Origin of the sequence: Brevibacillus sp. RS1.1, assembly GCF_013284365.1 — a bacterium.
Classification (GTDB): Bacteria; Bacillota; Bacilli; order Brevibacillales; family Brevibacillaceae; genus Brevibacillus; species Brevibacillus brevis_D.
In genome coordinates this window covers 306,094-331,821 of sequence record NZ_JABSVA010000002.1, presented here as the reverse complement: position 1 = coordinate 331,821, position 25,728 = coordinate 306,094, and the positions used below count along the sequence as shown (strand labels likewise).

Annotated in this window: 16 protein-coding genes; 12 read left to right on the top strand and 4 right to left on the bottom strand. The window is 48.7% G+C overall.

The genetic code is table 11. From position 1 onward, the window contains the following. Positions 1-4 precede the first annotated feature (4 nt). Positions 5-1,741 carry a phospho-sugar mutase gene (locus HP570_RS07135; RefSeq protein WP_173625293.1) on the bottom strand — a complete coding sequence of 579 codons (1,737 nt, stop codon included), beginning with the start codon at positions 1,739-1,741 and terminating at the stop codon, positions 5-7. A 106-nt stretch (positions 1,742-1,847) separates the two neighbouring features. Here HP570_RS07135 and glf point away from each other — a divergent pair, with 106 nt between their 5' ends. Further along, positions 1,848-2,969, top strand: a complete 1,122-nt coding sequence (gene glf, locus HP570_RS07130; RefSeq protein WP_173625292.1) for a UDP-galactopyranose mutase — start codon at positions 1,848-1,850, stop codon at positions 2,967-2,969. On the opposite strand, the gene HP570_RS07125 is transcribed toward glf, so the two are convergent. Then, positions 2,970-3,764: a glycosyltransferase family 2 protein gene (locus HP570_RS07125; protein WP_173606872.1), complete on the bottom strand. Its 795-nt coding sequence runs from the start codon at positions 3,762-3,764 to the stop codon at positions 2,970-2,972. It abuts the gene before it with no gap. A gap of 195 nt (positions 3,765-3,959) precedes the next feature. Here HP570_RS07125 and gmd point away from each other — a divergent pair, with 195 nt between their 5' ends. The 9 genes from gmd to HP570_RS07080 all read left to right on the top strand — a co-directional run bounded on the left by gmd (position 3,960) and on the right by HP570_RS07080 (position 15,447). Beyond that, positions 3,960-4,928: a GDP-mannose 4,6-dehydratase gene (gene gmd / locus HP570_RS07120; RefSeq protein WP_173625291.1), complete on the top strand. Its 969-nt coding sequence runs from the start codon at positions 3,960-3,962 to the stop codon at positions 4,926-4,928. A 279-nt stretch (positions 4,929-5,207) separates the two neighbouring features. Then, entirely contained in the window at positions 5,208-6,233 is a 1,026-nt protein-coding gene (locus HP570_RS07115) for an asparaginase (protein ID WP_173625290.1), read from the top strand. Between the two features lie 79 nt (positions 6,234-6,312). After that, the gene (locus tag HP570_RS07110) at positions 6,313-7,983 is read left to right on the top strand and encodes a peptide ABC transporter substrate-binding protein (RefSeq protein WP_173625289.1); all 1,671 of its coding nucleotides are present in this window, start codon (positions 6,313-6,315) and stop codon (positions 7,981-7,983) included. Positions 7,984-8,058: 75 nt separating this feature from the next. Continuing rightward, a complete protein-coding gene (locus HP570_RS07105; protein ID WP_173625288.1) occupies positions 8,059-10,134 on the top strand; it encodes a sigma-54 interaction domain-containing protein in 2,076 nt (691 codons plus the stop codon). Continuing rightward, a complete protein-coding gene (gene pepV / locus HP570_RS07100; RefSeq protein WP_173625287.1) occupies positions 10,131-11,564 on the top strand; it encodes a dipeptidase PepV in 1,434 nt (477 codons plus the stop codon). Before HP570_RS07105 ends, pepV begins: the two co-directional genes overlap by 4 nt. A gap of 15 nt (positions 11,565-11,579) precedes the next feature. Beyond that, positions 11,580-12,512: an ABC transporter permease gene (locus HP570_RS07095; RefSeq protein WP_173625286.1), complete on the top strand. Its 933-nt coding sequence runs from the start codon at positions 11,580-11,582 to the stop codon at positions 12,510-12,512. A gap of 9 nt (positions 12,513-12,521) precedes the next feature. Next, the gene (locus HP570_RS07090) at positions 12,522-13,457 is read left to right on the top strand and encodes an ABC transporter permease (protein WP_173625699.1); all 936 of its coding nucleotides are present in this window, start codon (positions 12,522-12,524) and stop codon (positions 13,455-13,457) included. 20 nt (positions 13,458-13,477) lie between these two features. Then, the gene (locus HP570_RS07085) at positions 13,478-14,500 is read left to right on the top strand and encodes an ABC transporter ATP-binding protein (protein ID WP_173625285.1); all 1,023 of its coding nucleotides are present in this window, start codon (positions 13,478-13,480) and stop codon (positions 14,498-14,500) included. Beyond that, complete coding sequence (locus HP570_RS07080; RefSeq protein WP_173625284.1) at positions 14,497-15,447, top strand: ABC transporter ATP-binding protein; 951 nt, start codon at positions 14,497-14,499, stop codon at positions 15,445-15,447. Before HP570_RS07085 ends, HP570_RS07080 begins: the two co-directional genes overlap by 4 nt. A gap of 51 nt (positions 15,448-15,498) precedes the next feature. Here HP570_RS07080 and HP570_RS07075 read toward each other — a convergent pair whose 3' ends face one another. Beyond that, positions 15,499-15,876 (bottom strand): DUF3899 domain-containing protein, encoded by a 378-nt coding sequence (locus HP570_RS07075; protein WP_173625283.1) that lies wholly within the window; start codon positions 15,874-15,876, stop codon positions 15,499-15,501. An 18-nt stretch (positions 15,877-15,894) separates the two neighbouring features. Beyond that, the gene (locus HP570_RS07070) at positions 15,895-16,764 is read right to left on the bottom strand and encodes a LysR family transcriptional regulator (RefSeq protein WP_173625282.1); all 870 of its coding nucleotides are present in this window, start codon (positions 16,762-16,764) and stop codon (positions 15,895-15,897) included. A 127-nt stretch (positions 16,765-16,891) separates the two neighbouring features. Between HP570_RS07070 and HP570_RS07065 the strand changes: the two genes are divergently transcribed. Continuing rightward, a complete protein-coding gene (locus HP570_RS07065) occupies positions 16,892-17,788 on the top strand; it encodes a PhzF family phenazine biosynthesis protein (protein ID WP_173625281.1) in 897 nt (298 codons plus the stop codon). Between the two features lie 179 nt (positions 17,789-17,967). Then, positions 17,968-25,710 carry a S8 family serine peptidase gene (locus HP570_RS07060; protein WP_173625280.1) on the top strand — a complete coding sequence of 2,581 codons (7,743 nt, stop codon included), beginning with the start codon at positions 17,968-17,970 and terminating at the stop codon, positions 25,708-25,710. The last annotated feature ends 18 nt before the right edge of the window (positions 25,711-25,728 follow it).

Below are 25,728 nucleotides of genomic sequence, written 5' to 3'. Positions count from 1 at the left end.
CTGACTAGAAATCGAGCAGCTGCAAGACAGCTTGCTTCAAGGTGAAGAGCTTTTCTTGGCTATCTTGACTACTCGTTCCTTTCACTCCTAAATAAATTTTGATTTTGGGCTCCGTGCCTGAGGGTCTGACACAAAACCACGCATGATCGTGGAAAAAGTATTTGATTGTATCCGAGGCTGGCAAGGTGAGCGGTGTGGTTGTACCTGTTTGACAATCCGTGCGGATTCCGCTGGCATAATCTTCGATGGCTAGGATGGGGTGGGAGGCGATTTGGGAAGGTGGCTGATTGCGCAGGGAAGACATCGTTGCCGATATTTTTTGCATGCCTTCTCCCCCTTTGCATGTGAAAGAAATCAGCTCTTCTGCATAATGACCGTAACGGTCGAATAAGTCATTCAGTGTGTCAGCGAGGCTTTTGTGTTGTGATTTGCAATACGCGCACATGTCAGCAAGTAGCAAAGCGGTTTGTACGGCATCCTTATCCCGGACAAAATCACCGATTAAGTACCCGTAGCTTTCTTCGTACCCAAACTGGAAGACGTACGCTCCACTTTTTTTATAGGCTTCGATTTTTTCGCCAATATATTTGAAGCCTGTCAGGGTGTCTTCTGTCGATACACCGAAGTCTGCCGCGATGGCTCTACCCATTTCGGACGTGACGATTGTTTTCAAGACAAGGCCGTTTGTGGGGAGCTCCCCCTTTTTTTGTTTGGTTTCCAGCAGGTAATGAAGAAGCATGGCTCCCAACTGATTTCCTGTCAGGACGCTGTAGTCTCCTGCCTTATTTTTGACGAGCACGCCAAGGCGATCTCCATCAGGGTCCGTCCCCATGATCATGTCGGCATCCATCTTTTTGGCGTATGAAATCGCTAATCGAAAGGCCTCAGGCTCTTCGGGATTAGGCGAGTCTACCGTCGAAAAGTTAGGATCGGGGATAGCTTGCTCGAGAACAACACTCACTTGTGTATACCCGAACTGTTTCAATCCACGCGTGATCGAGTCATGGGTCGTGCCGTGCAGGGGAGTAAAGACGATTTTCACTTGCTCTCGGATCGCAGGAGATAAGTCTGGATGAACGCGCAATTGCTTTACTTTTTCCAAATACGCATGCAAGAGAGAATCGTCAATGTAGTGGAGCAGTCCATTCTTGTGCAGCTCTTGCTCATCTGCTGGAGTGATTTCGAGTTCATTTCCGGCATTAGCGATATGGTCCATCAGTCGTTCGGCTGTCGCGAGCGTAATTTGTCCCCCGTCTGCGCCATAAATTTTGTAGCCGTTATATTCGGGCGGATTATGGCTTGCTGTAATGACAATGCCAGCACACGCACGATAGTGGCGCACGGCAAAGGAAAGCAGAGGGGTAGGAGTCAGCTGTTTGAATATACATGTAGTAATCCCGTACTGCCCGAGAACTTTGGCGGTTTCCTTGGCAAACATCTGTGAGTGTTTCCGTGAATCATAGGCAATGACGACTTTTTTGACGGCCAGATCCGGGTATGTTTCGAGTAAATAAAGAGCCAGCCCTGCGCTTGCTTTGCGAATCGTGTAAAGGTTGATGCGGTTTATTCCCGGCTCCATGACCCCGCGCATCCCTCCGGTTCCAAATGCAATCGGGGCAGAGAAGCAATCCGCAAGCTGCTTTTCATCAGCGTGCATGGCGGTTAACTGCTGACGAAGCTCTGAATCGAGGGATTCACACTCGTTCCAGCGTGTGTAGTGTGTGTACCAGTTTGCATTCATATAGAATTCACTCCCGCGTGTAGAGTACGACATCATTTACTAGGGTATTAACGGAATGGTAAGTGAGTGAGTGGATGTGATTAAGACGGGAGGATGTGAGTCTAACATGAAGGTGGATTGGCTGATTGTCGGAGCTGGATTCACGGGTGCTACACTCGCAGAGCGGATTGCCAATGAGCTTGATCAGAAAGTGTTGGTGGTAGAGGGACGCAATCATATCGGAGGAAATGCCTATGATTGCTATGATGAGCAGGGGGTACTGATTCACAAATACGGTTCGCACACCTTTCATACGAATTCCAAGCTGGTCTGGGACTATTTATCGCGTTTTACCCAGTGGCGGCCGTACTTCCATGAGGTGCGTGCCTATGTCGATGGCATAAAAATACCGTTGCCTTTCAATCTAAATGCATTGTCCGCATTGTTTTCTCCGCAATATGCTCAGAAACTGGAGAGCTTGCTGATCCGTCAATATGGATTCGGGGCGAAGATTCCAATTCTGAAGCTTCGGGAAAGTGCTCATGAAGAGCTTGGCTTTTTGGCTGAGTTCATTTATCAAAAAGTATTTCATCGGTATACGGTCAAGCAATGGGATTTGAAGCCGGAGGAGCTGGATCCGTCTGTTTCCGCAAGGGTTCCTGTGTGTGTCAGCAGGGACAATCGGTTTTTTCAGGACACGTATCAGGGAATTCCGTTGCATGGCTTTACAGCAATGTTTCATCGCATGCTCGACCATCCGAATATAAAGGTGCTCCTCAATACGGACTATCAAGAAATCGCGGATGAATTTAGGTATAAACGAATGATCTACACCGGCCCGATCGATTCCTTTTTTGGCTATAAGCATGGGCAATTGCCTTATCGAAGCCTGCGCTTTCATTTTGAAACGCATCAAAAGGCATGGTATCAAGAAGTGGGGACTGTCAATTATCCCAATGAGTATGATTTCACCAGAATCCTCGAACAAAAGCACCTCACAGGTCAAGTCGTTCCTCACACAACTATATCCTTCGTATATCCACAGTCGTATTCTCCTGGCGAAAACGAGCCGTATTATCCAATTCCCCGCAAGGAAAACAGTCAACGGTACAGCCTCTATAAACAAGAAGCAGAGCAAATACGAGATCAGGTGCTTTTTGCGGGCAGACTCGCGGATTATCAATACTACAACATGGATCAAGCGGTGGCGCGGGCATTGACCTTGTTTAAGCAGATTGTCGCAGAATAGTTAGGAAGGCTTCTCTTTTGGTATGAGCTTGCTCACATAGACCCAGCCCTGGGGTGTGTACACAAAAACAGGCTCGTACTCGTCTCCCCACAGTTTCAAGATTTTCGTTAGAATGTACTTTCTTGCTTTTGTCCATTGCGGCCAGTTCTTTGTGTGGGAATTGTTGCTCTCGTGAATCAAATAATGATAGAGGTTCGCATCGACCCAGTGAATATCACCTGTTCCGATCAATTTTAATAACATGTACTTGTCATGAGAAAACCTTCCCTGCATGGGATCGTCACATTCAAATCCGCCGACATCACGAACCGCTTGTGTCCGATAAAAACGAGGCCAAACCATTGGGGCTTCCAGGTAATCATACTTATCTTCATAGCTCCGAGGCCGCAAGATTTCGGATAGTTCACGCGTGTCACCCACTTCCCTCCAAAAAACGGTGTTGGAGAACACGACGTTCGTGGTTTCCGGCTGGCGTTCCATCTCATCCAACAAAATTTCTAAGGTTTTTCCGTCGAACCAGTCATCCGAGTCAAGTGAGACAAAGTAGGGCGTATCAATTCGTTCCAGAGCAGCAGCCATTGTTTTTCCAATCCCTGAATTTTCAGGGAGTAGCACGTAGTGAATGCGGGGATCATCGAGGTACTTTTCGACGATGGCTTGTGTGTGATCAGTAGAGGCGTCATCTACAATGAGGAGCTTCCATTCCTTGTGTGTTTGGTTCAACACACTTTCGATGGCTGTGGGGAGATACTTCGCCCGATTATAGGTTGGAATCACGACGGTAATGAGCGACATGTCACCTGCCTACCTCCTTATTGATCTATGACAACGGCTTGCTTGCTTTCATTAGTTTATTACGGACTTCTATTCTTGACCCTCACCCTGACAACTGAACGTATCAACATGATCCGGCATAAGCTTAAGAGATGCTCAAGGGAACTTACCGGAATCAACATTACGGCACAGCCTGAAGAAGGGGAGTAGAAGCGGATGAAAACAGCTTTCCTCACAGGAATTACAGGTCAGGATGGAGCCTACCTGGCAAAATTTCTGCTGGAGAAGGGATACCATGTGGTGGGACTGGTTCCACGTCGGAGTACAGTGGACAGGTGGCGGCTGGAGTATTTGAACATCGCAGATCAGGTAGAGTACAAGGACGGCGATCTATTGGATGTGTCGTCGTTGACGCGTGCGCTGAAGGCATGTAAACCAGCGGAAGTGTATCATCTAGGTGCACAGAGCTTTGTCGGTTCGTCGTGGGAACAACCTATTTTGACCGCGCAAGTAACGGGAATGGGTGTCCTGCATGTTCTGGAGGCGATTCGGGAAACGGACTCTGCTATCAAAATGTATCAGGCTTCGTCAAGTGAGCTGTACGGATTAATCCAGGAGCCACAGCAATCGGAGCAAACGCCTTTTTACCCAAGAAGCCCATATGCAGTCTCCAAGCTGTTTGGCTACTGGATGACCAAAAACTATCGGGAAAGCTTTCAGATGTTTAGCACCAACGGCATTTTATTCAATCATGAATCGCCTTTGCGTGGGCTGGAATTCGTTACGAGGAAAGTGACGCATGCTGTTGCAAGGATTGCCGCCAACAAGCAAAAGGAACTGCGGCTGGGGAATATTCAGGCGAAGCGGGATTGGGGCTTTGCTGGAGATTTCGTAGAAGCGATGTGGCTGATGCTCCAGCAGGATAAGCCAGATGATTATGTCATCGCGACAGGAAAAACATCGACGGTGGAAGAGATGTGCAAAATCGCCTTCGATTATGTTGGGTTGAACTACTTGGATTATGTCGTGATCGACCCGGAATTGTATCGGCCAGCAGAAGTGGACATTTTGTTGGGGAATCCGGAAAAAGCGAAAAGAGAGCTCGACTGGACACCGAGAACGAAGCTGGAAGAGCTCATTTACATGATGGTCGAAGCGGATATGCAGAGGGTTGCCAAACAATAAGAGAAAGGCTATTCAGGACACCCTATTTCCGATTGCGGGAGAAAAAGGGGTGTTTTTCTTTTATTTGATCATGAAGGTAGCCTGATTATCGAAAAGGACAACCTATTAATGTTTATGGGGTGACTCATTCATTGTGCGGATGGCTATTTTTGTCCCACTACTCACAGATAAAATAGCAGAAAATTCAATATTAACTGTCATATCCTTGCGTTGGCACGCTAATTGCTTACTGTAGAAAAGTACAACCATTCTACTATTCACACTCAAAGGAGACTTGCTATGAACGTCGTTGCCAACGTATACCGGGGAGAACAGGTAGAGAGCTCACATCTTGGACATATCGCAGTTGTTGATTCGCAGGGGAGATTGCTCTATTCGTACGGGGACCCCCATCGCCTCACATATGCACGCTCCAGTATGAAACCGTTGCAGACGATTCCGGTAATCGAGACGGGGACGGCAGATCGGTATGGTTTTGAGCCGGCTGATCTCTCGCTCTGTTGCGCTTCTCACAGTGGAGAGCCACGCCATCGCACACGGGCGCTCTCGATGCTTGCGCGAGCAGGTCAGCCAGAAGCGGCATTACAATGCGGGACACATGTGCCACGTCATGAGGAGAGCTACAAACAGCTAATCCGGGAGGGCAAGCCGCTCACACCCGTATTCTCGAATTGCTCCGGTAAGCATTCCGGCATGATTGCCACTGCGACACATATGGGGGAGGACGTGACTACCTATCATTTGCCTACTCATCCGGTGCAACAGCGAATTCTCGAAGTAATCGAGGACATAACAGGCTACCCCAAAGACAAAATCAACCTCGGGACAGATGGATGTGGGGTTCCCGTCCATCAATTGCCGCTCGCTCATTACGCGTGGGCCTTCGCCAAGCTGGCGAGACCAGAGGTGATTGAGAATCCCGAGCGACGAAAAGCTGTTCAGCGAATTACGGATGCCATGACCGCTCATCCCGAAATGGTCGGGGGCGAGAATCGATATTGCACAGACCTCATGTCAGCGTTTAGCGGTCGTATCGTAGGGAAGGCAGGCGCAGAGTCTGTGTATTGCTTGGGCGATAGAGAAACAGGATGGGGCATTGCCATCAAAATCGAGGATGGAGGACCACGAGCGATCAACCCGGTCGTCAATGAAGTGCTTCGTCAATTGGGAATCGGCATGGACGGTCCATTGGAAGCGCTCGCGGAATATACCAATCCGCCTATTACAAACATGAGTGGGAACGTTGTTGGACGGATCGAGACTTCCTTTCGTCTCGCCAAGACAGATTTTTCATTGCGTGTATAAATGGCATTCCCAGCGTGCCGTTTATTCATAAAGCATCAAAGGCTACATGCTGTTTAAAAAGAAAAGGGGGTCACATGCAATGAACATGCGAAAAGGATGGAAGCTGCTTAGTACCGCTGCACTTGTCACTGTTCTTGCCATTACGGGTTGTAGTCAGTCGGCAACGCCGACACAGCCAGGAGGGGGAGGGACAGCAGGTCAAGCGTCCACAGATTCAGGTGGACAAGCAAATGTCGCTGCAAAGCTCAAGCTCAATCTGAAGACCGAACCACCTTCGCTAGATCCACCAAAGGGCTTTGACAGTACTTCCAACGAGGTGTTGAACGCCACAATGGAAGGCTTGGTTCGACTGGACAAGGATCACAAGCCGCAAGCAGCCATGGCCGAGAAATGGACAGTGAGTGAGGATGGAAAAACGTATACCTTTACCCTGCGCGATAGCAAATGGTCGAATGGTGAACCAGTGACAGCGCAGGACTTCGAGTTTGCGTTTAAGCGCATTGTCGATCCGAACAATGCATTCCCTTCTGCTTTCCTCGCCTATTACATCGATGGAGCAGAAGCGTTCAACAAAGGAACAGGAAATGCAGATGGCGTACAAGTAAAGGCCGTAGACGAGAGGACGTTTGAGGTAAAGCTGAAGGCGCCAACAGGTTATTTCCTCCACATCCTGACGCAGCCGACCTTCTTCCCAGTGAATAAAAAAGTCGTGGAGAGCAATCCGAAATGGGCGGAAGGCGCTGCAAGCATCGTGACGAATGGACCGTTCAAAATGGAAGATTGGGTTCATGACCAGACAGTGAAGCTGGTGAAAAACGATGGCTACTGGGACCGTGATTCGATCAAATATGCGGGAATCGAGTTTGTCATGGTCAACGATGAAAATACACAATTCCAAATGTACAAAACAGGTCAGCTCGACATGATCCAGACCGTTCCCAATGATATGAAGAAACAGTTGATCGATTCCGGAGAAGCAAAAGTGGAGACGGAAGCGTCCATCTACTACTACCGAATGAACACTACAATTCCTCCGTTCACGAACGCCAACATTCGGAAGGCATTTGCATTGGCCATCGATCGCAAAACCTTAATCGACAATGTCGTGCAAGGGAAGCAAACACCTGCCATGGCCCACGTTCCATTGGGCTTCCCGGAGCCAGACGGAGCGGATTTCCGCACAAAGGGCGGAGATTTCTTCAAGGATAACGATGCAGAGCAGGCAAAAGCATTGCTGAAAAAAGGGATGGAAGAAGAAGGCTGGACAACCCTGCCGCCTGTTACCATGACCTATAACACCAGTGATGCACATAAGGCCATCGCGCAAGTTTTGCAGGAAATGTACAAGAAAAACCTTGGGGTAGATGTGAAGCTGGAAAACAAAGAGTGGAAAGTATTCCTGGCAGAGCAGCGTGCTCGCACTCTCCAATTCTCCCGCTCGACGATCCCTGCCGACTACGGAGACCCGGTCAATTACCTGGAGCTGTTCGTGACTGACCATCCTGGGAATCGTATCAATTACAGCAACAAAGAGTATGACGCACTTGTCGAGAAGATTCGTAACACTGCCGACGAACCCGAGCGCTTCAAACTCATGCATGACGCGGAGAAAATTTTTATGGATGATATGCCACTCGTACCTATCTATTTCGGGACAAAAGTATTTATGGAGCAGCCAAACATAAAAGCCATTATTCGCCATCCAGTCGGTACGATTGACTACAAATGGGTAGAAATCGGCAATAAGTAGTAAGTAAAATAAGCGAAGACAAGAGCGAATATTCGAAACGTTCTTGTCTTCACTTTACATCTTGGAGCGGCTGAAATGGACAAAAAATCGATCATATTTATTGCGAGAATGGATGAGTTTCTACAGTCTGTCGTTAGTCAATACCATGAATTAGGAATTGGCGATGATATCCATGTCGAGGCGATGCGAGTCGACCAGCTTCCGTTACGCCCGATCACGCCTGGTGCTCTCGTCATTGTATCCACCAAAAGGATCGTCCCTCTTGTACAACCGTATATGCCGAAAGAATCCAGCATCATCATTGCCAAGCGAATGCTACCGTATCATAATTTACGCGGCATGCTGGAAATCCCGAAAGGCGTGAAAGTGCTTCTCGTCAGTGACACGAAGGAAACTGCTGAAGAAAATGTGGAATTGCTGCGTGCTTCAGGGATGGATTTTGAGCTGTATCCCTATTATCCAGGTGCTGACTATCCACCTGACATCGAAATTGCGGTTACGCCAGGAGAGGCAGAGCATGTCCCCACGCACATTCGTAAAGTTGTCGATATTGGGTATCGGATCATCGATTTATCTACATGGCTTGCCATCTACTCTCATTTTAAAAACGGTAATTTTCAAAAGGTGACCGCACGCGCTATGCAATCGTTGGTCGATATCACCAAAGAGCTGAACAACGAGATTCAGCATGCGCATCTGTTGAGCAAATATTTGGAGGCTATCGTCAATCGAATCGAGGACGCAGTGATTGCCATGGATGAAAAAGAAAACATCCGTTTTGTCAATCAGAAAGCAATCGATACGTTGCAAATGGAAGGGAATGAAGTCGTCGGTGAGCGGGCGTCCAATTGCTTGCCCGCGAGTTTTTATCAGTTGATCCGGCAGTGTGAAGAGAACAAGGATGTTTTGGTAGATTGGGCGAACAAGACCTACTTTTTCCGCAAAATGCACATCGTCATGGAAGGCAGCTTTCTGGGGAGTCTGCTTTTATTTCGTCAGGCGGCAGAAATTGAAAAGCTGGAGCATGATTACCGCATGCGCCTTTACAGCAAAGGATTGATAGCCAAATACCAGTTTGATGATTTTTATGGGGAGAGTGCCCCTGTACAAAAAGTCATTCAGATTGCCCGCAAAATCGCCAGAAGCAACTCCACCGTGCTGTTGTTGGGAGAGACAGGGACAGGGAAGGAATTGCTCGCCCAGGCTATCCACAATGCTTCGCCACGCAGAAGAGAGCCATTTGTTGGGGTCAACTTCGCTGCCATATCGGAATCTCTTTTGGAAAGCGAGCTATTCGGCTATGAAGAAGGGGCTTTTACCGGAGCGCGTAAAGGTGGACATATCGGCTGGTTTGAATTGGCCCACAAAGGGACCATTTTTCTTGATGAGATCGGGGATGCCAGCATCGCTATTCAAAACCGACTGCTGCGTGTATTGCAAGAACGTCAGATTATGCGCGTAGGAGGGAGCAAGATCATCCCGACAGATATTCGCGTCATCGCAGCAACGAATCAAGACTTGCAGCGGATGATTGCGGAAGGAGCCTTCCGTGCTGATTTGTATTATCGCCTGAATATCTTGCCAATTCATTTGCCGCCGCTACGGAACAGACGGGAGGATATCCCGTGGTTGGCCCAACAATTTATAAAGAAATATTCCTATGATTTACGCCGCCCGCCGTTTACGTTGACCAATGAAGCCATGAGGGCGCTCCATGAGTACGATTGGCCTGGAAATATTCGCGAGCTTGAAAATGTGATCGAGTATTTAGCGCATGTCGTGGAGGAGGAAGCGTATCCGTATCATTTGCCGTTTCTGCGGGAAATACCGGAAGCGCCGTTGCCTGTAGATGGTCTACACAATGAATGTGAGAGCATCGTTACTGAATATAAAAAGCGAGGATTTCTAAATGAAATCATCGCTATTTTGCAGGAGCTGAGACAAGGAAGCGGTGGGCGCTATACGCTACTTGCGCAGTTGCAAGAACAAGGTCACTCGGTTACGTTGCAACAGCTGCGCTATCGCCTGAAGCTTTTGCAGCAGGATGAGCTGATTCAAGTGGGAAAAGGAAGACAAGGGAGTCAGATTTCCTCGAAAGGTGAGTCGTTTCTTGCCTATTTACATCGGATGAAAGCAGGGGAACGTATATGAGCGATTACTGGAGGCAGCAAGCGCTTCTGCAAAGAGAGCAGTACCTGGATGATTTGAAATCCTTTCTTTCCATTAACAGCATCGAAGACATGACGACGGCAAAAGAAGGAAAGCCATTTGGTGAAGGTGTTGCAGCGGCGCTTGAAGCCATGCTCGGACGCGGTGAGCTGGATGGCTTCCAGATCAAAAACCTGGATGGTTACGCTGGGACAATCGAGTTCGGCGATGGGAAAGAAGAGATCGGTGTGCTCGTTCATATTGATGTTGTCACTGTGGGAGAAGGCTGGACGACCCCGCCTTTTGAACCGAGCATTCGCGACGGTCGTATCTATGCGCGGGGAGCGATTGACGACAAAGGCCCAGCGATGGCTGCGTACTATGCGCTGAAGCTGGTCAAGGATTCAGGCTTGCCACTAACCAAACGTGTTCGCATGATCATCGGAACGGATGAAGAGAGCGGCTGGCTGTGCATGAAGCATTTTGCCCAGCATGATCGCATCCCGCCGATTGGCTTCTCACCTGATTCCTCCTTCCCGATGACACATGCCGAGAAGGGACAAATCAACCCGACATTGACGATTCCCGTGATGGAACCAATCGAACGAAATGGAGCATGGCAGTTAGCGTCGTTTGTCTCCGGTGATCAAGGCAACAGTGTACCCGAAAAAGCAGTCGCTCTAGTACGACTGGACTCCGAGGCACGGCAGGAGGTCGTCCTTTCCCGATTGGCGGAAGAATGGGAGATGTTTCTGAATGAAAAGCACACAACTGGTCGTATGGAGCTGGTAGGGCTGGGACAGCTGCAATTCACGCTCGCAGGAAAGCCAGCTCATGGGATGGCGCCATTCCAAGGCGTGAATGCGGGAACCTTGTTGGCTACTTTTTTACGAGCGTACCCGTTTGGTGGCTCCTGTTTGTCCTTTCTTACGATGTTGGCTGATGTTTTGCATGAAGATTATTTTGCTCACCATCTCCATATGGCTTGCGAGGATGAAGTGTCAGGTAAGCTGACGGTCAACGCGGGGATTTTACATTACGATTCCAGCGAAGGGGGGACAGTTCGGCTCAATATCCGCTATCCGGCGACCATTTCCTGTGAAGAATACGTTGAGAAATTGAAGCAAAGGACTGCTGAGCTGGGCTGGACGCTTTCCGCTCTGCGGACATCCAAGTCGCATTTTGTACCCAAAGAGCATCCTGTGATCCAAACCTTGTCGCGCGTGTACGAGGAGCACACGGGAGAGCCAGCGACCCTTCTTTCCTCAGGAGGAGCAACTTACGCCAAAATCATGCCGCATGGTGTTGCTTTCGGTCCGCTCTTTCCGGGGAAGGAATCTATGGCCCATCTCGCTGATGAATATGCCGAGATTGACGACCTGCTGCGTGCCATGGCGATTTACGCGCATGCCATTTACGAGCTGGCTAAGTAAACGAGGAGGACTTCCATGTCAAACTATCTGGTAAAACGTATTTTGATGATGTTCGTCACCCTGTGGATTATCGTGACGCTGACGTTTGCCTTGATGCATGCCATTCCGGGGAACCCGTTTGCCTCCGAGTCGGATCAGTTACCCGAGCAAATTCTCAATAATTTACGTGCCAAATACAACCTGGACGAGCCGTTGCCTGTTCAATATATTTTATATCTGAAAAATCTGTTAATGCTCGACTTGGGCCCATCCATCAAGTCAGACTCTCGTGGAGTCAATGACATGATTTCCGATGGCTTTGCTGCATCAGCCTGGTTGGGTGCACAAGCGATCGGGGTCGCACTCCTTTTCGGCATTACATTGGGCATTATCGCAGCGCTCAATCGCAACAAATGGCTGGATTACCTTGCCATGGCGCTTGCCGTATTGGGGGTAGCGATTCCGAGCTTCATTATGGCACCGCTTCTGATCAATTTTTTCGCGATCAAGCTGCCGCTCTTTCCCGTTGCGACATGGGGAACCTGGATGCATACGATACTGCCTTCACTGGCGCTCGCCATTGGTCCAGTTGCGGTCATTACCCGCTACATGCGTGCCAGCATGATTGAAGTCATGAACCAGAACTACATTCGAACAGCAGAAGCAAAGGGGATTCCGATGTTTATCATCGTCGTCAGACATGGAATTCGCAATGCGATTCTGCCTGTTGTCACCTTTCTAGGACCTTTGATTGCCAGTTTGATAACGGGGACCTTTGTCGTGGAGAAAATCTTTGCGATTCCCGGCATTGGCAAGTACTTCGTAGACGGCATTTTCAACCGTGACTATCCGGTCATTTTAGGTACGACGATTTTTTACAGTGCGATTCTGATTTTTACCATTTTCCTGATTGATATGGCATACACCCTGATTGATCCGCGGATCAAGCTGACCAACAAGGAGAGATAAACTGTGGCGATGGAGCACAAAGTGGACCCGTTATTTCGTCCGTTGGCGAAAAACACGCAGGCGAATGTCATTGCACGACCCAGTCTCAGCAAAGGGCAGCAGGTCATTCGGAAGCTGCTGAAAAACAAGCTGGCTATGCTTGGGCTGTTCATTATTCTCGCTTTGGTTGGCATGGCGATCATTGGCCCGAATCTCGTGCCGTATAGTTATTCCGATCAGAGCTTGCTGACCAAAAATCAGGAAATCTCCGCAGAGCATTGGTTTGGGACGGATGAGCTGGGACGTGACATGTTTGCCCGTACGTGGTATGGGGCGAGGATTTCTTTGACGATTGGCATTGTCGCGGCATTGATCGACCTGGTCATCGGGGTGACAGTCGGGGGCATTGCAGGCTATATGGCAGGACGAGGCAAACGAGGGGATCGCATCGATACGATCATCATGCGTATTATCGAGGTTTTGTATGGGCTGCCGTATTTGCTGGTCGTCATTTTGCTCATGGTGGTGATGGAGCCGGGAATGCTGACGATTATTATTGCCCTGTCTGCTACGGGTTGGGTTGGCATGGCGCGGTTGGTGCGCGGACAAATCCTGCAATTGAAAAATCAAGAGTTCATTCTGGCTGCCCAAGTACTGGGAGCGAAGTTTTCACGAATTTTGCTTAAGCATTTGATTCCCAACACATTTGGCGTCATTATCGTCAATTTGACCTTTACGATTCCATCGGCCATTTTTGCGGAATCGTTTCTCAGCTTTCTTGGACTCGGTGTACAAGCTCCCGTCGCCAGTTGGGGGACGATGACAAACGATGGCTTGGGCGTTATTTTGACAGGTGATTGGTGGCGACTGTTTTTCCCGGCATTGATGATCTCGCTGACGATGTTCGCCTTCAACGTATTCGGCGACGGTTTGCAGGATGCGCTTGATCCGCGTCTACGCGATTAGAGACGACAGGGGGAATGAGGATGAACCAGCATTTGCTGAAAATCGATGACTTGCGGGTGAATTTCAAGACGTATGGCGGAGAGGTTCAGGCCGTGCGGGGCGTGTCCTTTTACGTGGACAAAGGGGAGACGGTTGCCATCGTAGGGGAGAGTGGATGTGGCAAGAGCGTTACGGCTCAAGCGATCATGGGATTAATCCCTCATCCACCTGGAAAAATCGTCGGGGGAAAGGTTGTATTTGAAGGAGCCGAAATCAGCCACCTGCTCAAAAAAGAGCTGCTGGGTATTCGCGGAATGCAGATCGGCATGGTCTTCCAAGACCCGATGACCGCGCTCAATCCGACGATGAAGGTAGGGACACAAATCGTAGAGGGGTTTGTTCGCAGTCACCAAGTATCGAGAGAGGAAGCGCGAAAGCGAGCGATCGAGATGCTTTCCCTCGTAGGAATTCCCGATCCGGAAAAGCGAATCGATCAGTACCCGCACCAATTCAGCGGAGGGATGCGTCAGCGAGTGGTCATTGCGATTGCTCTTGCTTGCCAACCCAAGCTAGTGATTGCGGATGAGCCGACGACAGCACTGGATGTGACGATTCAGGCGCAGATTTTGGATTTGCTCAAACGACTGCAAGAGGAACAGGCGTTATCAGTGGTGATTATTACCCATGATTTGGGAGTCGTAGCCGAGATTGCTCATCGCATGGTTGTCATGTATGCGGGGATGGTGGTTGAGACTGGGACGGTTGAGGATGTTTTTGCAAATCCTCGTCACCCGTATACATGGGGACTAATGCGCTCGCTTCCGCGTCTGGATGAAGGCGAAAAGCAACGGCTGATTCCCATCGAAGGCAGTCCGCCGGATTTATTTCATCCGCCAGTCGGCTGTCCGTTTGCTGCCCGTTGTGATTTTGCGATGGAGATATGTGAACAGCAGATGCCCGTGACGAGCGAATTCGGTCGTGGACATCAGGCTGCTTGCTGGCTTCACGATCCACGGGCACCGCGAATAGAGGAGCTCGTGGCAGCGGGGAGGCAGGGAGTATGACAGAAGCGTTGCTTGATGTTCGCGATTTGAAGAAGTATTTTTCGCTTGGAACAGGATTTGATTTGAAAGCAGTCGATGGTGTCTCGTTTACGATCAACAGAGGGGAGACGTTCGGTCTGGTCGGCGAAAGTGGCTGCGGGAAGTCTACGCTGGGCAGGACGATTATTCGCCTGTATGACCATACAGATGGCGAAGTGCTGTTCAAAGGGAAGAACGTTCATCAGCTTCGGGGAAAAGAAGCGGGGCAGTTCAATCGGGATGCCCAGATGATTTTCCAAGACCCGCAAGCAAGTCTGAACCCGCGTATGACCGTAGAGGATATCATTGCAGAGGGCTTGGACATCCACCATTTGAACCGCGGGATGAGACGAGAGCGTGTGGCGGAGCTGCTCCATCTAGTGGGCTTGCATAAGGATCATGCGCAGCGTTTTCCGCATGAATTCAGTGGGGGACAGCGCCAACGGATCGGAATCGCGCGTGCGTTGGCAGTGGAACCGGAATTTATCATTGCCGATGAGCCGATCTCCGCACTCGACGTCTCGATTCAAGCGCAAGTCGTCAATTTATTGGAGGATTTGCAGCATGATCGCGGATTGACCTATTTGTTCATCGCGCATGATCTGTCCATGGTCAAACATATTTCCAACCGGATTGGCGTCATGTATTTGGGCAAAATGGTCGAGCTGGCATCGAGCTATGAGCTGTACGCTCGTCCGTTGCACCCCTATACACAGGCTTTGCTCTCTTCTGTGCCAGTGCCTGACCCGACGGTAAAGCGAGAGCGTATCGTTTTGCAGGGAGATTTGCCGAGTCCAGCGAACAAGCCGAGTGGCTGCGGATTTCGCACACGCTGCCCACTCGTTCAATCTCGTTGTGCGGAAGAAGTGCCGAGGTGGCAAGAGGCACAACCCGGGCATTGGGTGGCATGTCATTTGATAGAGTCGTAAGAGAGGAAGAAGGGCTGTTCCCGATCGATGGGACAGCCCTTTCTTGTGAGATTATAAATAGTAGAAACAGGTAAGAACGATTGAGAAGACAATCAGTCCAGTGCCCGATGTAAGAAAAAGCGAGGTTCCGATTCGCACGAACGACTCCTTCTTTTCTTCGAAAGCAGGGTCGTTAGCTTGGACGATGTCACTGTCCATCATGCGCGGCTTGCGAAAGAACATCCCTTTCAATTGCTTGAATCCACGCAGAAAAATCGTGAAAAACCCAGAGCGTGTCACGACGGCAATACTCCCTACGATCAACAGGAAAAGACCGATTAAAAAACTCTGGTTAATCAATGGCACCAACGTACCGGCTTGAATGGTAATTCCTAAAATCACACTGCTGATTATGGAGAGAGCGAGTAGGAGAATGGGCCATTTTTTCAACGAAGAAGCACGTCCTTTTTATAGTGTGGGTGCAATGCGCTCTGCCTCCCGCAAAAAAGCTTGAACGGCAGGTGGGGCTTCACGAAGCGAGCGTACAGCCAAGCCGATTTGCCGAGAGAGAGGCGGTGTGATTTCTATGACAGCGACATCGGGTAGTTGCGCTGGTAGAGTCAGTGACGGAACGACTGTCACCCCAACACCGCTTTCTACCATGGCTAGTATCGTTGTATTATCAGCGATCTCATAGACAACATTCGGCGTAAGCCCAGCTTTGGCAAACTCCGCGCCAATCAACAAGTGACAACCCGCCATAGGCATGAGAAACGATTCGCGGGCTAATTGCTCCAAGGTGAGAGAGTGCTCTTTTGCTAAAGGATGATTGCCTGGCACGACAGCATACAGGGCGTCTGTCGTCAGCAGAATTCCCTCCAGCTCGTCATCTGGCCACACATGAAAACCGACATCGACAACCCCCGAGCGAACCCATTCTTTTATTTCTTGATAGCTTCCTTCATATAGCTTTGTTTGTATATGCGGATAGTGACTTTCTATCGACTTTAGCAATTTGGGTAGAAGCTGAGCGGTTACGCTGGGAAAAGAAGCAATCCGGAGCGTTGCCTCCACATGCTCGCCTGATTCGGCAGCCACCTGTTTAATCACTGAGACGTTTTCTAATATGATCCGGGCAGAGGCGACGATTTTTTCGCCAGCTGCGGTCAGCTTAACACCACTTCGATTGCGGGTGAACAAGGAAATGCCGAGCTCTTTCTCCAGTGCGCCGATCGTATGACTTACACCCGACTGGCTCAATCCGATTTGTTCCCCAGCTCGCGTGAAGTTGCCAGCGTTGGTGACAGCCACAAGGACTTCCATTTGAAACAAAGTCATAGAGCTTCTCCTTTCATGAAGTTTTTATCATGGTTGGTATGCGAAAGCTTCATTTTACAGCGCGCTTGCACCACTTTAAGATGAAAAGCAAGAGAAGCATTCGTTTAACAAAAGGAGAGAAATAACCATGAATCATGTGAGCGTATATCATGTGGACGCCTTTACGAGAGAGCCGTTTGCAGGCAATCCCGCGGGCGTCATCCCGGAAGCAGGTACTTTGACTTTACACCAAATGCAGAAAATTGCCAATGAGTTGAATCTTCCTGAGTCTGCCTTTTTGATGCCATCCGACCATCCAGAAGCTGATTTTCGCATTCGCTATTTTTCTCCTTCGGTTGAGATCGATTTCTGCGGACATGCGACAGTGGGTTCTGCTTGGCTATTGGCAACAGAGCGTGGATGGTTGGAAAAGGGTAGTCGTATCGTGTTTGAGACAAACGTTGGTTTGATTCCTGTTCAATTGATGATGGAGGATGGCCAGTTACAGCGAGTGGAAATGACCCAAATCAAGCCTTCTGTGAAGGAGATTGATGTAGACAGCGAAGAGGTAGCGAGGCTGGTAGGCATAACATTGGCCGATCTGGATGATCGCTATCCGATGAAGCTCGCTTCCACTGGAAATAGGCATCTACTCGTTCCAGTCCGCACCCGTCAGGCAATCGATGCAGCACAGCCATTGCTCGCTTCCCTCGCAGAAATGAATAGGGAGCACGGCATCACAACCACCCATTTGTTTTCGTGGGATGCTCCTGAAGGCTATGACTTGTACACGAGAGATTTTGCGCCTGCGATTGGGATTGCAGAAGATCCTGTAACAGGTGCTGCAAACGGGGCTCTGGCTGGCTATCTGGCATTGGAAGAGTTGCTGCCTGCTGGAAAAGTGACAGAGCTCGTCATAGGGCAAGGACATGCGATTGGTCGGCCAGGAAAGCTGTATGTAACAGTTGATCGATCTGGAGGGGAGCCTGTTATTCGTGTAGCAGGTGAGGCGCATTTGACGATTGCGGGGCAAATGAGAGGATAAATAAGGAAAGGTGAAAGGCGTTCTTGTCTAAGAACGTCTTTTTTTGTCTTTATTTCCTGTTGATCCAATATAAGGAATTCATTATAATTCGAATTGTGTGTTTAAGGAATATTTCACTAATTTTACCTGTACTTATTTTCTTTCGGTTTTGAACCGGTATGGGGGAGGGAGTCTTAGAGATGAACAGTAAATTCATCCGTTCCATCAGTATTTGTAACGTATTTATCCTGCTCTCTTTACTGTTTTTGCAAACGGTCCCTGAGCAGGCGCACGCAACGGAAAAAAGCAAAACTTACTTGATTGGTTTCAAGGACAGTAAGCGAACAAAAAGGAGCGCCATTCAAGGAACGTCTGTGCAACAACTTAGCTCCAAAATTATGGTGGCTACCTTAACTGAAAGCGAAAGGGAGGAGTTATCTCAAGATCGAAATGTCGCGTACATAGAGGAAGATAGTGACACTGAGTTAGCAGAGATCGACCTGACAGAAAAACAGGAGATCCCATGGGGAGTCGAGCATGTAGGTGCACTTCAAGCACATAGCAAAAATTACTTAGGTAAAAATGTGAAGATAGGAATTTTGGATACCGGAATCTCACGTCATGAAGATTTGAAAGTGAATGGCGGCATTTCCTATGTAGAAGGTGAAGTGGATTACGATGATGCCCATGGTCATGGTACCGCAGTAGCTGGGGTAATCGCAGGAAAAGACAATCATCTTGGAATAGTAGGGGTCGCGCCAGAAGCGGAAATCTATTCGATCAAAGTTCTTGATGAAAAAGGTCATGGCAAGTATTCGAGTATGATTCAGGGAATAGAATGGGCCATCCAGAATGGCATGAATATTATCTCGATCAGTGCAGGTGGGTCCGTGGACAGTCAAGCGTTGCACGACCAGATTAAAAGGGCAAATGAGCATGGAATTCTGATCATTGCAGCAGCGGGCAATCGAGGCCTGGGGGAGGATACTCAATTATTCCCGGCACATTATCCGGAAGCCTTGTCGGTAGGTTCCGTTGATCGGGATAACCAGCGTGCAGATACCTCCAGTGTAGGAGCGGGTTTGGACCTGATGGCTCCGGGCGTGGATATTTTAAGTACTTCGCTTCACAAAGGATATGAAATGCGCTCGGGTACTTCGCTAGCTGCTCCTCACGTGGCAGGTGTCGCAGCAGTCATTTGGTCGAAGAAGGGAAAGGCAACCAACGATGAAGTCCGGGATATTTTGATCGAGAGTGCAACACCTTTAGGGGAGCCACGTTTTTATGGTAAAGGGCTGGTGAACCTGGAAAAAGCCTTGGAGAGAGGAAGCACACAGTCTACCGGGATTCAGGCGATTGAATCTAATCCTAACGAGCTGGCTATTTCCGTAGGGCAGAGCTATCCATTGAAGATCAAGGCGAAGCTGACAGATGACACGACCAAGGACATTACCGAGCAAGCGAGTTATGCCAGTAACGATGAAAAAATCGCTACAGTAAAGCCAACAGGACTGGTGATCGCGACTGGCATTGGTGAGACGCGATTGATCGTAACGTTTGAAGACAAGACGATCGAAATCCCGGTAGTGGTTAGTGAAAAGGTACCTTTGACCCCACGTGGTGGTCTTGATACCCCAGAAAATGGTGAATTCATTGTCGGTACGTATGTAATGAAGGGATGGTATCTAGATCCAGCAGGCGTGTCCCAAATCAGTATCATGGTTGATGGCATAAAGGTTGGAGAGGCAACTTATGGTGACTCAAGACCCGATATTGAGGCCAAGTATCCAGCGTACCAAAATGGAAACGCAGGCTTTCATTTTAACCTGGATACAAGAGAAATGAGCGTAGGATTGCATACGATTTCGCTTGCCATTCAAAACAAGAGTGGAGAGCAGTCGGTTATCGAAGGAAATACGTTCTATATTGGCACCAAGCAGCCAGTAGAAGGCCTTCATGCGGATGTTTCCAAGCTGGAGCTAACGGAGGAGAATACGCATCAGCTCGTTGTCTCTACGATTCTCGATGATAAAACGCTAAAAGATGTCACGATGCTGGCTGAATACACTTCTTCGGATGAAAGTATCGTAACGGTATCCCCAACTGGCTTCGTAAAAGCAATAGGAATGGGAACAGCGATTGTGACGATTCGCTATGAAGGACAAGCCATCACGCTTCCTGTCACGATCCAGGAAAAAATCGCGCTCATACCGCGTTGGGAACTAGAGAGTCCAGCCGATCATTCCACAATGACGGGAGTCTCTCTCATGAAAGGCTGGTATTTAGATCCGGCAGGTGTAGCAAAGATAGCTGTCCATGTAGATGGGAAATTAGTCGGGGAAGCTCTTTACGGGCAATCGCGACCTGATATCGCACAGGCGTACCCAGCTTATCAAAATGCTACTTCTGGTTTTCAGTATTTTTTGGATACGACTCAAATGACGGAAGGGCAGCACACCATATCGGTGATGGCTGTGAATCAGGAAGGCAAAGAGCAAGTGCTGGCGGAGCGCTCCGTGTCTATCGAGCGTTCACAACCAGCCAAGAGTATAGCTGCAAATGTAAGCAAGGTCGAGCTATCACAAGGGAATACACAGCAACTTACCATTTCGGCTGTTTTGCAAAATGACCAAATCAGAGATGTATCAAGAGAAGCGAAGTACACCCTTGAGGATTCTACCGTTGCCAGCATTTCCGGTCACGGAATCATCACTGGTCTTCAGATGGGACAGACCACGGTGATTGTCGACTACCAGGGACAAGTGCTGACGTTACCGATCTCGGTGAAAGCAGCTGCTGGAGCTTCCCAAGGGGGATTGGACAGTCCTCTCGACAACGCGACGATTAGCGGAATCTACCCTGTAACAGGCTGGTTTATCGCCTCAAGTGGCGTCTCGAGCATTGAGGTATTGGTGGATGGCGTTGTAATCGGTGAAGCCACGTATGGAGTTCCACGTCCCGAAATCGAGATTACGGATATTTCTTTACCGGGTAGCAACGTTGGATTTCATTACAGCCTCGACACAGCTCTTCTCCAAAAAGGAAAGCATACCATTTCTGTTCGTGGAACAGCCAAGGATGGAAATCAAACGATGCTGGGGTCAAGAACCGTTCAGGTGGTCGAATTGATCCCGGCAATTGGATTGCACGTAGATATCGCCGAGCTGCAGCTTTCTCAAGGAAAAACACATCCACTCACTGTCAAAGCAGAGCTAAAGGATCAGAGCAAGCAGGATGTGACCAAGCTAGCCCTCTACACCGTAGAAAATCCATCTGTTGCAAAAGTGAGTCCAGACGGCGTAGTTACGGCTCTCGCGCAGGGCAATACGAGCCTTACGATCAAATACGGAAATCAGAGTATCCAGATACCAGTCGTCATTACAGCAGCAGAAGTACAAAAGGCAATCGGCGAAATAGAAACGCCAGCAAATGACGCGGTTATCCATGGTTCGTATACGATAGCGGGCTGGTTTTTGCATCCTTCTACGCCTACTCGTTATCAGGTCTTCCTTGATGGAAAAGAAGTCGGACAAGCCAAATCGGGTATAGCTCGTCCCGACATTGCCCTACTGCATCCGGACTATCAGAATACGCATGCAGGATTTAGCTATACGATGGACTTGTCCGATTTGCAATCTGGTCATCATACGGTTTCTGTTGTGGTGACGGATAGCGAAGGCAAACAATATCCGTTGCCAGAGAAAAGCTTTGTGGTTGGAGAAATAGCTCCGGCAGATAGTTTGAAGCATACGGAATCGGGAATTAGCTTAGCAAAATCGTCGATGCAGAAGCTACGGATTATCGCAACTACAGCTGGTCAAAGTCCAAAAGATGTGACTGCGCATGCCGTATATTCGTACGAGAATGCCAATGTGATCCACGTGAGTCCACTGGGAATCGTCACAGGACTCGAAGTAGGAATGACCAAGATTGTCGTCAGTTATGGAGGTCAGAACCTAACGATTCCAGTGGTTGTGACGGAAACAGAATCAGGCCCACTGGTTGCAAAAGGACAGATCGACATTCCGATGGACAAAGCAGAAATTGGAGGAACCACAACGATTCAAGGATGGCTTCTTGATCCGGACGCTGTAGCCAAGATTGAAGTTTGGATGGATGGGCAGCTACAAGGAACGGCAGTATATGGCGGACCTCGCCCAGACATTTTTGCCCTGTATCCACGCTATGAGAATGCAAATGCAGGGTTTCAGTATCAACTCCATACAAATGGCTTTAATGAAGGCGAGCACAAAATAACCGTACGAGTAACCAATAAAAAGGGAGTAGAAAGTCTCGTCCTCGATAAAGAGGTAACAGTTGGCCCCGTAACAGGGATTACTACCAACCTCTCCTCAATTGACCTTGAGAAAGAAAAGACTGCTTCTCTCACGGTTGTAGCAGCTTATCGGGACAAGAGTAGAAAGGACGTAACGGGCGAAGCCACCTACGCGATTCAAGACCCAGCCATTGCAAAAATAGACGCAACTGGTGTGATAACGGGCCTAGCACCAGGGAATACCGTTTTGTCCGTTACTTTTGCTGGCATCGTTCAGCAAGTGCCTATTCATGTGAAGGGTGGCGCTCTAACGACGACAGGTGCGATTGATGCTCCAGGAGAGAATGAACAGATTAGTGGAAGCTATAACCTAACAGGCTGGTTCATGACCTCCGGTGAAGTGGAAAAAATCGAAGTGCAGATGGATGGCGTTGCATTGGGTGAGGCGAAATATGGATTGGAGCGCCCAGATATTTTGCGAATGTACCCAGAGGCACCACCTGTAAAACCCGGTTTTTCTTATCTATTGGAAGTGAATGATCTGGACTTGGGACAGCATCAGCTGACTGTTCTGGTAACGGAAAAAGACGGGAAACAGACCAGCATGGAAAAGGCGATCACGATTGTGAAACCGATTCAGGACAAATACACCTATTGGCTGCAATTTTCAGATCAGCAAGGTAAGGACAATTGGTCCTATCAAGAGGTGTCATGGAATCAACATGCTGATTTGACATGGAATAAGCAAACAGAAGAATGGAAGGGCAATCACGATACGGCCATCGGGAATACCTGGATAAAAGTTGGCAGCACAAACCCTGTCATCAAATGGGAAGCGCCACGATCAGGAAAAATCCAGGTCAGCGGTTGGATTTCCAAAATTCAAGTCGATGAGGGCGATGGGGTAAACGTCCGATTGATGAAAAACGATGAACAAATTTGGCCGGCTACTGGCTGGCAAGCCATTGAATTCAACGATGAAATTGGTGTGGAAATCCAAGAAGAACTTGAGGTAGAGCAAGGAGATGCGCTCTTGTTTCAAGTGGATCAAAAAGAAAATAGCATCGGCGATTTACTAAAATGGACACCTGAAATTACCTACATGAGCAACGCCGTTAACGATAATGCGTCTCCCAAAATCTATTTGACCTCCCCTTCTGTGGGGGCAGCGGTCTCCACCGTTGATGGCAAAGATGTTGTTGCGATCTCAGGTTTTGCCATGGACCCGAATATGGGAGATCAGGTTAACATTTGGTACCAGCTGGATGATGAAGATCCACAAGAGTTGACGAGATTTACGGCTTCGGAAAAGCCCCAACCATTTTTGTTCAACCTGCCCACTCATCACCTGAAACCGGATGTTCTTTACTCTCTTCGTGTCTGGGCAGTCGACCAAAAGTCCGGAAGATCACTCAGTGAAAAAGTAGACTTCACCCTGGACATGATAGCGCAAGCCGAAAAGGAAGACATTGTGGTTGTCGCAGACTGGAAATCTCCGAAGGATGGAACCGAAATTTCAAAAGGAGAAAAGGTTTTACTGACATGGGAATATGTAGGCTACGGTGGGCACTCCAGTAAAATCGAATCGCAAGAATTACTTATTTATATAAGCGAAGGTGGGCGTGTCACCTCAACGATCCGCGAAAAATTGACAGGCACAGCACGTTCCTACGTGTTTGATACAAGTGTGATCGAGAAAAATGCCCGAGTGGAAGCACGAATTCGCACGATTATGCCGAAGACGCCTGCTTATGTTTATGGTGGTACGGCGAAGTTGAATTTCAGTGTTCTGGCTGCCAATCAAGCACCTGTCGTAGCCAGTACGGGGTTTGTCACCTTGGACAGATGGCTTACAGGAACCATCAACTACACGCTCGATGAAAATGATGTCACAGACAAAATCGTTTCGACAAAATTACGAGTGGGCTTCACGCCAGGTGGAAACGAGATTGTTGAAAAAGAGGTGCTAATCCCGGAGGCTTCTCAAAACAGACAAGTTGTTAGCAGGTATTCCTTCCCGCTTACAAAAGATATGCTGCACCAGACCATTTACTGGACAGTACAGGCGCAGGATAACCGGGGAGCTTGGACACCAGAGGTTAACTATTCCGTCCGACTGGAAGAAGCACTTCCGAAAATCGTGATCTACACGCCGGTTGCCAAGAGAGTCATGGACCTTGATGACATCTTTACATTGGATGGAACATACACGAAGCTTACCTCTGGAGAAACGATTGAAGCCAAAGTGTCCTCCTCTCATTCTGCCAAAAAATTCACAACAACAGGAACCTCTGGTCAGTGGGAGCTGAATTGGACGGGGCGGGAACTCGGATCGGGCACGTACGAAAATATCCAAGTGACGGAGCCGATTGTGGCCTATTACAGTGGAAGCTTAACGGTAGAAGACAAGCCGGATGCACCAAGTATCGTTAACGTGGAGGCCGAAACCAATTCACTCAAAATCTATTGGAGTCCATCTGTAGGGGCCATAGACTACGGAATCCAAGTCGATGGTGGCGGTATTAAAAAAGTGGGTGACGTCACTAATCATACGATCGCGGGCCTTCAGCCTTCCCGTGTGTATACCATTAAACTTTGGGCGTATACTTCAGCCGGAATTAGCAGCTACGGCAGTTCGATTACGGTTGAAACGAAACCAGCAGAAGGCAATTTTAATGGAATGGTTGAGAATAGCCCCGTGCGGATGTATTTCCCTGCAAATGAGGCGCAATACATGAAAATCGTTGCCGGAACAAATGGAACCTATTTATTCACGTTAAACAACGATTCGGGTTCACCTGCAAATGCAACCCTATCCGTCTATAAAGCGGCAAGCCTGCAGGCACATGAGGAGATTGCGGCGGGTGCCAACGGAAGAGTCAACCCCGTGTTTGTTGCAGGAAAAACCTATTATGTAAAAATTGTCGCTAAGGATTCCATCTACGCTACGCTCCTGGCAAAGCCGGGTGGAGAGGCATTTACCTTTAACCAACCAAAGGAAATTACGCTTCAGCCTGGTCAAACGGTAGAGATGGCCATGAATACGATCATTTCTGGCAAGTATCGCATGACGACACAATTGAAAAATCAGACGCATAAATATCCAGGTGTCACGGTACTGTCCAATGGAAATGCCATAACTCCTAAAGAGACGCCAACTCCTTCCGAAAGCAATTATGAGCTGGGGATGGGGAACTACACGATCAAATTGACCAATACCGAGAGTTATCCGGTGAGTGTTTCCTTCACTGTTTTTGCTCCCCCGCCTGGTGGGACTCTTTATGAGTACGTATACGATCAAAACAATCGGATTAAGGCGATTAAAGAAAATGGCGTAGAATCCGTAACCTTCATTCATGATGAGAATGGAAACATTTTGAAAAGTGTCAAGCATGCAGTGACGCTTCCACCAAAAGGAACCGTATTACATGTGGATCAGGAAAAGGTGGAGGTACGAGCTGGCAGCACGCGACCGATCAAGGTCACAGCAACAAAGGAGGACGGCAGTACGCTGGATGTAACAACACAAGGCCTTTACTCGGTGGTAGATTCTAGAGTTGGATTTATCGTGAAAGGCGTTGTGTATGGGATGAATCCTGGAACTACAGAGGCCAGGGTGTCTTACGACGGACAGTTTAAAACGATAACGATTACGGTTGTACCCTAATCCATGTTCATGCAGTCC